Origin of the sequence: Streptomyces sp. MZ04 (assembly GCF_004684775.1) — a bacterium.
Taxonomy (GTDB): Bacteria; Actinomycetota; Actinomycetes; order Streptomycetales; family Streptomycetaceae; genus Streptomyces.
The window spans coordinates 1-10402 of sequence record NZ_SRIC01000285.1; the positions used below are offsets into that span (position 1 = coordinate 1).

Annotated in this window: 10 protein-coding genes and 2 tRNA genes; 8 read left to right on the forward strand and 4 right to left on the reverse strand. The window is 67.1% G+C overall.

The features are described from left to right. The first annotated feature begins 273 nt into the window (after nucleotides 1-273). Nucleotides 274-684 (forward strand): hypothetical protein, encoded by a 411-nt coding sequence (locus E2651_RS35825; protein ID WP_135335438.1) that lies wholly within the window; start codon nucleotides 274-276, stop codon nucleotides 682-684. 38 nt (nucleotides 685-722) lie between these two features. On the opposite strand, the gene E2651_RS35830 is transcribed toward E2651_RS35825, so the two are convergent. Then, on the reverse strand, nucleotides 723-1976 hold the full coding sequence (locus E2651_RS35830) for a helix-turn-helix transcriptional regulator (RefSeq protein WP_135335439.1): 1254 nt from the start codon (nucleotides 1974-1976) through the stop codon (nucleotides 723-725). Between the two features lie 205 nt (nucleotides 1977-2181). Here E2651_RS35830 and E2651_RS35835 point away from each other — a divergent pair, with 205 nt between their 5' ends. Together E2651_RS35835 and E2651_RS35840 are read left to right on the forward strand one after the other, a co-directional pair. Beyond that, nucleotides 2182-2544 (forward strand): hypothetical protein, encoded by a 363-nt coding sequence (locus E2651_RS35835; RefSeq protein ID WP_135335447.1) that lies wholly within the window; start codon nucleotides 2182-2184, stop codon nucleotides 2542-2544. 71 nt (nucleotides 2545-2615) lie between these two features. After that, complete coding sequence (locus tag E2651_RS35840; protein WP_135335440.1) at nucleotides 2616-2804, forward strand: hypothetical protein; 189 nt, start codon at nucleotides 2616-2618, stop codon at nucleotides 2802-2804. Between the two features lie 428 nt (nucleotides 2805-3232). Here the strand turns inward: E2651_RS35840 and E2651_RS35845 are convergent, their stop codons facing one another. Further along, nucleotides 3233-4204, reverse strand: a complete 972-nt coding sequence (locus E2651_RS35845; protein WP_135335441.1) for a GntR family transcriptional regulator — start codon at nucleotides 4202-4204, stop codon at nucleotides 3233-3235. Between the two features lie 46 nt (nucleotides 4205-4250). Between E2651_RS35845 and E2651_RS35850 the strand changes: the two genes are divergently transcribed. Genes E2651_RS35850 through E2651_RS35860 form a run of 3 tightly spaced genes read left to right on the forward strand, consistent with a single transcriptional unit; the run spans nucleotide 4251 to nucleotide 7263 of the window. Further along, on the forward strand, nucleotides 4251-5771 hold the full coding sequence (locus E2651_RS35850; protein WP_135335442.1) for a replication initiator: 1521 nt from the start codon (nucleotides 4251-4253) through the stop codon (nucleotides 5769-5771). After that, the gene (locus E2651_RS35855; protein ID WP_135335443.1) at nucleotides 5771-5974 is read left to right on the forward strand and encodes a helix-turn-helix domain-containing protein; all 204 of its coding nucleotides are present in this window, start codon (nucleotides 5771-5773) and stop codon (nucleotides 5972-5974) included. The genes E2651_RS35850 and E2651_RS35855 overlap by 1 nt, the downstream gene beginning before the upstream one ends. Continuing rightward, entirely contained in the window at nucleotides 5974-7263 is a 1290-nt protein-coding gene (locus E2651_RS35860) for a site-specific integrase (RefSeq protein WP_135335444.1), read from the forward strand. Before E2651_RS35855 ends, E2651_RS35860 begins: the two co-directional genes overlap by 1 nt. 79 nt (nucleotides 7264-7342) lie before the next feature. Here E2651_RS35860 and E2651_RS35865 read toward each other — a convergent pair. Next, nucleotides 7343-7415: transfer RNA gene (locus tag E2651_RS35865), tRNA-Arg, on the reverse strand. A gap of 192 nt (nucleotides 7416-7607) precedes the next feature. Continuing rightward, nucleotides 7608-7698: transfer RNA gene (locus E2651_RS35870), tRNA-Ser, on the reverse strand. Nucleotides 7699-7911: 213 nt separating this feature from the next. Between E2651_RS35870 and E2651_RS35875 the strand changes: the two genes are divergently transcribed. Both E2651_RS35875 and E2651_RS35880 read left to right on the forward strand, forming a co-directional pair. Further along, nucleotides 7912-8355: an SSI family serine proteinase inhibitor gene (locus E2651_RS35875; protein WP_135335445.1), complete on the forward strand. Its 444-nt coding sequence runs from the start codon at nucleotides 7912-7914 to the stop codon at nucleotides 8353-8355. 188 nt (nucleotides 8356-8543) lie between these two features. Next, a partial coding sequence (locus E2651_RS35880; RefSeq protein WP_135335446.1) for a PAS domain-containing protein occupies nucleotides 8544-10402 on the forward strand: 1859 nt, incomplete at its 3' end.

Here is a 10402-nt window from a genome sequence, read left to right on the forward strand (position 1 = left end):
AGGCTCCTGGCCCTCAACGCGGCGATCTGGCACAACTGGGCCTGCAGCACCGAAAAGAAGCGTTCACTGATCCACTACGACCACCCGACCCGGCTGACCAGCACGTAAAAGCACATCAACCATCTAGCCGCCTGGATCACAGGCAGTCTGATTACGCAGCGCTCGTCGGATCGCCGTGAAACCGTCGCCTGGGTTCGTGAGCGAGAACGCGAGCGCGAACATTGGGCTCGCGAGGACGAGGCCCGCACCTTCGAGCACCGCCGCCAATCGTATGTGGAGTTTTACGAGGCGGTGAAAGCGTTGGCCAGGACCGCCTACAACCATGGTTACGGCTTCACGGATGAGCCTGAGTTGCCAGAAGGGTGGCAGTCCGATGCGTTCGCCAAGCTCGCACAGCTGGAGTTCTACGCCGACCGCCCCGTGGCGGCTGCCGCATCCGCTGCCTACGGCGCCGCTTGGTCCTGGGGCCACTTCGGGGAATACGACGATCCCGACGACCCTGGATTCTACGAACGGCAGCAGAAGTATGAGGAGGCTGAGCTTGAAATGCTCCTGCTGATGCGGCGGAGCCTCTCGATCCCGGAAGCGGACCTAGCACTTCCGCCACCTGGTTACACCTACGAGGAGGCCCCTGCCGCAAAGGAAGGATCGACAGAAGCGGATCACCCCGAGACATCAAGCTGATGCGAGAAAGCGCGATCTGACGGTTGCAGTACGGCCCGTCAGTCGTACTCGCGGAGTGCGGTCACCAATTGCGTGCCCTCCCTCGCACCCCGCCGCTTCAGCACGGCGGCCGTGGTGTGCAGCTCGTTCCACGAGTGCGGGCGCCCGATGTCGGCGGCGTCGGGGACGCTCGCCACAGCCACTGACGCGGCTTGTGCAGATTCCCCCGCCCCGGCGAGTGAGTGTGCGAGGCAAGCGCGGTACCAAGTCTTGTCGCGTCGGTACTCGTCCGGCAGTGCGGCCAGCCCGACCGTGATCTGATCCACGGCTTCCCGCCAGTCACGCAAGTGCAGTGCCGCCATGCCGCGTTGCAGGGTGAACCACGTCTCGTCGTAGAAGTACATCCACACTGGCTCGTCCTCGGGGTGCTCGGACGTCCGGCGGATGAGCCCTTGCGCTTCATCGAGCAGCCGGTGAGCCTCGTCGGCCTCACCGTCGAGTGCATGCCCCCTGGCGGCCATCTGTGCAGCCATGCCCTGCACCCCGAGAGAAGTGCCGGGTGCTGACCAGCGGGCCGCTTCCGCCAGGCGGACACACCTGGTGCCGCGGCCACCGGACCAAGCCATGTGGGCCTTCATGCTGAGAGTCGTAGCAGCCATGTTGGCGTCTCCCGCCTCCAACGCCCACTCGTGCGAGCGGTCGTACCAAGCAAGGGCGGCGGCAGACTGCGCCTGGTCCTGGGCCATCCACGCGAGGAACTGCGCGTGTTCGGAGGCGAGTCGTACGACGCGGTCCGCGAGCGGGCCACGGGCACCCGCGTACAGGTCGACGACGGTGCGGAGTTGCTGGCGCATCACGTCGACGAGTGGTCGTGACCCAATGTGGTCTTCTGCGCGGCGGTGCTCGGCGAGCAGTCGGTCAAGCCAATCGAGGGTTGCCGCGTCGACTCGGTGGGCGGAGTCGACCACGCTCGTCACGCGGGCCAACAGATCCTCATCTGGCGCGGGCCCCGGAAGCGAAAGCCCCGGAACCGGGGTTCCTGCCGGGCGTGCCTCCGCTGTTACGGCGTGGAGGTCTGCCGGAATCCCGAGCCCGGCCACGATCCGCTGCCGCACCTCGACGGAGGTGATCCGGCGATGCTCCCGCTCGATGTCGGACACGTCAGGCTGGGCGAGGCCGACCCGTTCCCCCAGCTTCGTCTGGCTCAAGCCGGTGAGCTTGCGGTACGTGCGAAAGACGGCGCCCCAGTCCTCACTGGTAACCGCCGCTGCTAGCTGCGGGTGCGACCACAGGTGCTCGGGAGTGTCTCCCATATCTCCAATATAGGGCGGGTCTATAGGGCCGTGGGATGGGATCAACAGGTGTTCAGCGCAAGGGTCTTGCTGAAGAAAGACCCCCCGCGACCGTGGTGGACGGCCCGGGGGCGTGGCCATCAACCCAGGAGGTTGACGACATGACTCAAGCTACAGCGAGACTCCGAGTGCCGATCCTGCCGCTAGGTACGGGGGTGATGTCGTGATGCTCACGACGCCCACGGCACGGCTGCTTCCTTGGTCGACCCCGGATGGCAAGCCGTGTTACCTGTCCAGCGATGGCAGCGGCTACCTGGCCCACGTGGCGGACAACATCGAGTCTGTGCAACTCGGCATGGCAGGTGACCTTCTCGACCATGTGGCCGAGTTGCTCAACGACGGTAAGGCCACTGCTGATCAGCTCCGGTTCACGCTGGCCTGCATGAGCCAGGCACTGCGCGACACAAAGCGGATCGCGGACAGTAGGGGCTCACGGCTACCCGTGCCGGATGGCGATCCTGACTTGATCGACGCGGAGGGCGACGATCGGGACGACGGCCCTCAACTCCCCGCTGAGGCCTTCGGATGAGCGCGGGCGGCGTCTCACGCGGGATCTACCGCTTCGCGGAATAGACGCTGAAAGCCGATTCCGAGTCCGCCGTGCGCTACATCGGCAAGTGCCTCACATGCCCAGAGCAATGCGTCGACACGGCGGCTGGAGATGACACCCAACTGTGGTGTCTCAAGCACGCCGGGATCACTGGGCACAGCGGCTATGAACTGTCGGCGTTCCAGTACTTCACCGCCAGCATGGCCGACCCGGCAGGCAAGACCGTTCCGGCCTCGTGAACTGCCCAGTTCTCGTAGCTCGACCCAAGTACAGGCGCGCGTACCCACGCGGCCGGCACTCGCGGCTTTGGCCGGTGTCCTGCCCGGGTTGGGGTCGGGCATGGTCAGGGGGCCGTACGCTTCCCGGCAACTCGGGCAGGCTTTGGATCTGCCCGGAATTTGAACGAGTGGCCCCCTGGCCTTGCCCGACGCGGGCCCCGATCCGGGGAGGTGGGTAAAGCCGTGAGGGCCTGCCGCCCCCAGCCACAGGGGAACGAAGGGACGCTGAGGCTTAGGCCCGCTGTTGCTTGCAAGGCTAGGTGTCTCGGCGTACGGGCGGCTCGCCGACCGGACGGGACCGGCCGAAGGCCGCACGCCCGGCCGAGGCGGCGAGGGCCGCCCGGCGCGCCGAAGGCGCGCCTTGACCTTGTAAAGAAACTTTGCGGAACCTACAGCCTCAGCACGGCCGCAGCGTCGCCCCCGGTGGATCGGGTCGCGGCGAACCATTCCGGCGCATTGGCCACCTCGAACCGGTCGGCGGGTGCCGTGATCGTGGTGAGTTCCAGGGGGCTGCCATTCGTGTCAGTCATGACGCGGCGGATCTCCAAGACTGCCGTGCCGGTGGCTACGTCAAGATCCCCCACCTCGTCGCCGATGGGCATGCGAGCGGTCACCGTCGTGACGAACCGAACCGGTCCGCGCTGCCTGGCGAGACGCGCGTAATCGGACTCCACGCCTTCCTCGCCCTCACCGTCTGCTGGCTCCTCGGGAGTCTCCAACCCCACGTCATCGGGGGCGTACTGATCGTCGTCCTCACCGGTTCGAACCGGATCAGCCGTGCCCGCCTCCATCCGCTCGTCCAGGTCTGCGGGCTCCTCGGGTTCCGGCTCGCTGAAGATGCCGAGCAGATGCGAGGGGATGACCGACTGCACGGCAATGGCCTGGTACGTGGGACGCAATCGCCAGACCTGGTAGCGGCAGAACCCCGGAGTCAGCGTGCGGACTCCCAAGGCTTCCGCCTCGCCCCGCCCGATTGCGGTCACGACCCCGGATGACAGGTCGAATCCTCGGCTCTGCTCATCCGCATACCGCGCCCCTTCGCCGGGCTGCCACCCTCGCGTCAGCGGGTCGTACTCCTCGGCCAACAGGTCAATCGGATCCGCTGAGTTGATCAGAATCACGCGTCGGTCAGGCCGCGCCCGCACGAACGTCCCTCGACCGTGCGAGGCAGTCAGCAGCCCTTCTCCGACAAGCACGTTGATCGCTCGCCGGACGGTAGGTCGGGACACCCCATGATGCGCGGCTAGTTGGTTCTCGCCGGGCAACGGACTGCCGGGCGGATAGACCTCGTCGGCCACATCGGACCGCAAGGCGTCTGCGATCAACTTCCAGGCGGGGCCTGGGTCTTCGGTCTCGATCATCGATCCTCCACGCCAACAAAAGGGCCTACAACATGTAGCACAAGCGGTGTACCTTCAACACGTGCTTCCAGATGTAGTACATGTTGAGTTAGGTCCGCCCCCGGCCGGTGTGACGGCCAAGGAATGGGCGGCAGAGAAAGCGTTGTGGGAGCGGGTTCTTGCTCCCGATTACAAGCACTGGGAGGAGGAGGTAAAGCGGATCGGCGGCTGCGCCCATCCGATCCATCTGACGGGACCTGTACGGCTGGTCGACTCAGTCACCGGCGAGATCGTCCGCGAACTGGGCAACGGTGGCCGTACGACCTTGATGGTCCCGTGCGGCAACCGGCGCCGAGAGTGGTGCGCCCCGTGCTCGCGGATCTACCAATGGGACACCTGGCACCTGGTGAAAGCGGGCCTCGTCGGCGGCAAGGGTATGCCGGAGTCGGTCGCCGAACACCCTCGCGCGTTCGTGACCCTCACGGCTCCGTCGTTCGGGCCGGTGCACGTCCTGTCGGAGGACGCCCCATGCCACCCCCGACGCGGCAGCGGCCAGTGTGAACATGGCCGTCCGCTGGCGTGCTGGGACCAGCACTCACCTGACTCGCCTCTGGTCGGGCAGTCCCTGTGCGCTGGTTGCTACGACTACGCCGGGGCCGTGCTGTGGAACGCCCACGCGAGCCGGTTGTGGCACCGCTTCACAGACCTGATGCGACGCCAGGAACTGCCGCGAGCGGCGGGCGTCATGCGAGCAGGGTTCGCGCGTGCGGTGCGGGTGTCGTTCTTCAAGGTCGCCGAGTACCAGCGGCGCGGGTTGGTGCACTTCCACGCGGTGATCCGCCTGGACCCGGCGACGGCGGACGAGACGGTGCCCGGTTGGGCCACTCATGAGCTGATCTCGGCGGCGGTCCACCAGGCGGCCCCGCTGGCACGGCTCACCACGCCGTACAGCCCGGCTGGGGAGTGGCAGTTGGGGTTCGGCGCCCAAGTCGACGTCCAACCCATACCGGTGATCAACACGGCGGACGAAGGGCAGATCCCGAACGCCGTGGCCTCGTACATCGCCAAGTACGTGACCAAGGGAGTAGAAGACGCGGGCATCGTCCACAGGCCCCTCTACTGCAAAGAATGCCACGGGTCAGGCCTCGCCGGTTCCTGCCCTCGCTGCCACGGGTCGGGCCTTCGGATATCTCCCGCCGAACTTCCTGGATCACTGCACGCACGATCCATCGTCGGCACGGCTGCCCGGCTCGGCGGGCTCGCTGAATATCGCGACCTGAAGTTGCGTCGATGGGCTCACCAATTCGGCTACGGCGGCCATTTCTCTACGAAGAGCCGCAGTTACAGCACGACCATGACGGCGCTTCGTCAGGCCCGTACGGACTTCAAGACCGATCAGTTACGGGAACACCTTGGACTCGTCGGGGAGTTGATCGTCGACTCAGAACTCTCCTTCGCCAAGGCCGGATACGCCAGTAAGACAGAAGTGCAGATCGCCGAAGGGATTCGCGATGCCATCGAGGAAAACCGAATTGAAGGCCGTGCGGCCCTCGCGGAGCTCAAGGCAGAGGAGGAGGACTGGGGCTAGTGGACTTACCCGATCACAGAGCACCGCCGCTCCTGCTCACGGTGGACCAGGTGGCCGCTCGCCTCCAGGTGAGCCGCTGGACGGTCTACAACCTGATCCGCTCGCGGGAGCTGGCCTCCGTCACCATCGGCCGATCCCGGCGCATAAGTGAAGTGGCCCTGCACGACTACATCGCACGCCTCTCGGAAGAAGGTAGCGCCTGATGGCGAAGGCGAAGAAGAACGTCAACGGGGAAGGGTCCATCTACGAAAGGAAAGACGGACGCTGGGAAGGCACGGCATACGTCCTCACCTCTGACGGCACGTACAAGCGGCGCAGCGTCTACGGAAAGAGCTGGGACGACGCACACGAAAAGCTGACCCGCCTCAAGGCGGATTCACAGAGCGGTGTTCCGATTTCCGTCATGAAACAGACGGTCTCGGAGTACATGACGTACTGGTTAGAGAATTTCTCCCGCCCGAAGGTCCGGCGCGGCACGTGGGTCAACTATGAATCCCTGACCCGGAATTACATCCTGCCGAACCTCGGCACGAAGAAGGTCGCACGCCTGGCCGCACGGGACATACGCGCCTTCCTCCTCAAGGTCGCCCGCACCTGCCAGTGCTGCGCGCAGGGCAAGGACCAAGCCCGCCCGGAGAGCAAGCGCAGGTGCTGCGCGATCCACAAGTGCTGCGAGAAGTACCCGTCAGACCGCACGGTGCGGTTCCTGCTCGTGCTCTTGCGGGCCGCCCTCCAGCACGCCGTGAACGAAGACGACCTGCCGCGCAACGTGGCCCGAAACGTGGAGCTGAGCATGGGGACCCAACGAGAGATCGAACCGCTGTCGGTACAGGAGGGCAGGAAGCTCCTGGCGGCCGCTCGCGGTGATCGGGTGTGGGCCGCGTACGAACTGGCGGTCCGGCTCGGTCTGCGGCGCGGCGAGGTCCTCGGGCTGTCCTGGAGGGACGTCGACTTACCGGACGGCGTGATCAACATCCGGCAGAGCCTCCAGCGGGTCAGCGGTGAGCTCTCGCTGACCGCCACGAAGACCCGCCGCTCCACGCGTCGGCTCGCGCTGCCAGAGGAATGCAAGATCGCGTTACGGGCGCGTCGTGCTCAGCAGAGGGCCGACCGTCTGGCGGCCGGTGAGAAGTGGACGGCATCGGATCTCGTGTTCACCACGCGCCACGGGACGCCGGTCGAGCCCCGAAACCTCAACCGCGCGTTCGAGGCGCTGAGCAACCGGGCGGGCATCCGTCAGGTCCGGTTTCACGATCTTCGGCACACCTGCGCGTCCCTCCTGCACGAACGGGGCGCGGACGCTCGCACGATCATGGAAGTCCTCGGGCACAGTTCCATCCGCGTGACGATGGACATCTACACCTTCGTGCGACTCGACACTCAGCGAGCGGCCTTCGATCGCGTGGGCGACGCCCTGTCGGCGGATGACGGCAACGGGCCGAATGACCCGGATGACGATGACGGCCTAGCCGGATCACCCGTCGCGATCTAGGACGGTTGCCGTCAACGACTGCCGTCAACGCAAAAGCCAGAGGCCCCGACGATTTCTCGTCGGGGCCTCTGGTCTGCTGTGCACTCGGCAGGATTCGAACCTGCAACCTTCTGATCCGTAGTCAGATGCTCTATCCGTTAAGCTACGAGTGCTTGATTTTTTCTTTTGTCTGCCTTCGCTCCCCGGCCTTTCGGCCCGTTCGCGGCGACAGGAAGAACATTACATGACCGCCGCCGCCATGTGAAATCCGTTTGCCGCACCCCTTGCGACCTGCGGAAACGTGCTTCACGGCCAGGAAGCACCGAAGCCCCGGTCCAGCAGGACCGGGGCTTCGGATCTTGAAGCGGAGGCGGAGGGATTTGAACCCTCGATGGGATTTAAGTCCCAAACCGCATTAGCAGTGCGGCGCCATAGACCGGACTAGGCGACGCCTCCAGCTTGCACACCTGCGCGAACGCGAGGGGTGCGTGCAGATGATGACACAGCCGAGCGGCGTGTCACCAATCGCGGACTCCACGGTACTAGTGGTCAGGCCCACAGGGCAAAGCGTCCCGCGCGCCCGCAACGTCGCGCGCCGGGCGGCGTTAGAGACGGCAGAGCCCGTACGTGTTCGCGTACCCGGTACCCCGCACCCAGTGGAGCCCCGTCATGTTGCGCCGTATCGCCCTCACCGCCGCCGCGTCCGCCGCCGCGCTCTGCGCCGCGCCCGCCGCCGCCCACGCCGACATGGGTCCGCTGCACCTGTCGACGCCGCTCACGGAGCCCTCCCCCGACCGGCTCACGGTGACGGTCACCGACTCGGGAGGCGCGGGGGACGGAACGTACGAGCTGGAATGCCACCCGACGGGCGGCACGCACCGGGACGCGGCGAAGGCGTGCGCGAAGCTCGACGAAGGGACGTGGGGGAGGGACACCTTCGCACCCGTGCCGGCCGACTCTGTCTGCACGATGCAGTACGGCGGTCCCGCCACCGCCCACATCACCGGGACCTGGAACGGGCGGCCCGTCGACGCGAAGTTCGACCGCAGCAACGGCTGCGAGACCGGCCGATGGGACCGGCTCGTACCGGTGTTGCCCGAGGTCACGGCCTAGCTCAAGAGGGTCTTGCGTTCATCCGTCTTCATTCCCCGCTCACATCTTCTGCGTGCGACCTCCCTCTCATCCGGCCTCGCGCGCACAACCACTCCCCGTAGACTCCCTCCCGTGACACGCCACGGGCCGAGGGGCAAGATGGCCTGAGCGGGTCGGCAAGCAGTGGTAATCAGGGAGGAAGCGTCGTCGTGAGCAGCAGGCCATCCCGAGGCGCTGCTCGCCTCGCAGCGATACTCGACGCGCTCCCGGACGCGCTGGTCCTCGTCAACGCCAACGGGACCGTCGTGAACGCGAACGCGATCGCGCTGGAGGCGTTCGAAGCGCCGGGCACCGCCCTCGTGGGGCGCGGGCTCCTCGATCTGCTGCCGGAGTTCGACTCCCGGCTGATTCCCGGATCGATGCGCAGGCCCGACTCCATCGACGAGCGCGGGCGGACCAAGCCGAAGCGGATGACCGCGCGGCGCACCGACGGCAGCGAGTTCCCGGTCGAGGTCACCAGCTCGAACCTCGAGGACATCCGGGACGCCTACGACAATTACGGCTACACCGGCAACGAGTTGCTCATGCTCGTCGTCCGCGACCTTTCGGGCGCCGTGGACACCGAGGCCGAACTCGCGCGTTCCCAGCGGCAGACCGAGATGATCCTGCGGGCCGCCGCCGAGGGTGTCGTCGGCACGGACACCGAGGGGCGGGTCGTTCTCGTCAACCCCGCCGCCGCGCAGATACTGGGCTTCCGCGCCAGCGATCTGGGTGGGCAGGAGCTGCACCACCTCGTGCTGCACTCGCGCGCCGACGGTGAGCCCTTCCCGTACGACGAATCCCCGCTCGCCGACACGCTCCGTTCGGGGCGCAAGCACCGGGTGCGCGGGCAGGTCCTGTGGTCCAAGAGCGGCGACCGGGTCGCGGTCGACCTGACGACGGCTCCGGTGCGGGACGGCGACCAGCTCGTCGGCGCCGTGATGACGTTCACCGACCGGCGGCCCTACGACGCCCTCGCCGAGGAGCACGAGGCCGCGCTCGCGCAGCACGCCGAGGAGATGCGGGCCGCGACGGAGCGGCGGACGGAGGAGCTCAAGGCCGCCACCGAGCTGCACGCCGCCGAACTCGCCGCCGCCGCCGAGCAGCGCGCGGAGGAGGCGGCCGCCGAGCAGGAGCGGTACGCGGCGCTCGCCGAGCGCGAGAAGGACCGCTTCGAGGCGCTGGCCGAGAGCGAGAAGGAGCGCTACGACGCGCTGGCCGCGCGGCACGAGCAGCTGCTCGCCGTGCTCGGCTCGTCGTTGCGGGGTCCGCTGGACGAGCTGCGGCGCGAGCTTTCGGCTCTGGCCGCGGATGACGCCGGGCAGTTGTGGCCCGAGGCGAATCAGGTTCTTCATCATCTTTCCGCCGGGTACGCGCGGATCACCACGCTTGTCGACAATGTGCTGGGGTTCCAGCTGCTCGACTCCGGGGCCGATCAGCTCGCTTGTTCAAAGGTCATGCTCGATGCCGTCGTCGCGAGTGGTGTGGAGGGCGCGGTCGAGCTGATCGGGCCCGGCCGCGCGCAGTTCGCTGTGCACGCGCCGCCGCTGGAGGTCGAGGTCGACCCGGGGCGGCTCGCCACGGCCCTGGCCCATCTGGTCGCCGATGTCGCGGGGATCGACGCCACGGGGAACGCCCGGACGGGCGCGGGCGCTTCGGCCCCGGCCGCCGGTGGGTACGTGGACTCGACGATCGTCGTGGCCGCGGCTCAGCGCGGTGAGGTCGTACGCATCGAGGTGCGGGGGCCCTACGCCGGCGGAGACCCGGTGCACGAGCCGATCGTGCGGGGCATCGTGCGGGCGCACGGAGGCGTGCTGCAGACGCATGAAGTGCCGGGGATGAGCGGCAGTGCGTATGTGCTTGAGGTGCCTATGGGGGCGGGGGGCGGGGCGGTTGCCGCCGTTGCTCCCCAGGCTTCCGATGCCTCGGTGGGTGCCGGGGTCTCCGTGCCTGAGCAGGCTTCTGCCACCACCAGTGGGGGTGGGCGGCGTCGGGCTCGGAGGGCTTCCGGGCCTTCTGTGGATGCGTT

Bases quoted from the DNA above. Each gene is read 5' to 3' on its own strand.
- E2651_RS35860 (WP_135335444.1), top strand. From the start codon at position 5,974: ATGGCGAAGGCGAAGAAGAACGTCAACGGGGAAGGGTCCATCTACGAA.
- E2651_RS35835 (WP_135335447.1), top strand. From the start codon at position 2,182: ATGCTCACGACGCCCACGGCACGGCTGCTTCCTTGGTCGACCCCGGAT.
- E2651_RS35845 (WP_135335441.1), bottom strand. From the start codon at position 4,204: ATGATCGAGACCGAAGACCCAGGCCCCGCCTGGAAGTTGATCGCAGAC.
- E2651_RS35875 (WP_135335445.1), top strand. From the start codon at position 7,912: ATGTTGCGCCGTATCGCCCTCACCGCCGCCGCGTCCGCCGCCGCGCTC.
- E2651_RS35830 (WP_135335439.1), bottom strand. From the start codon at position 1,976: ATGGGAGACACTCCCGAGCACCTGTGGTCGCACCCGCAGCTAGCAGCG.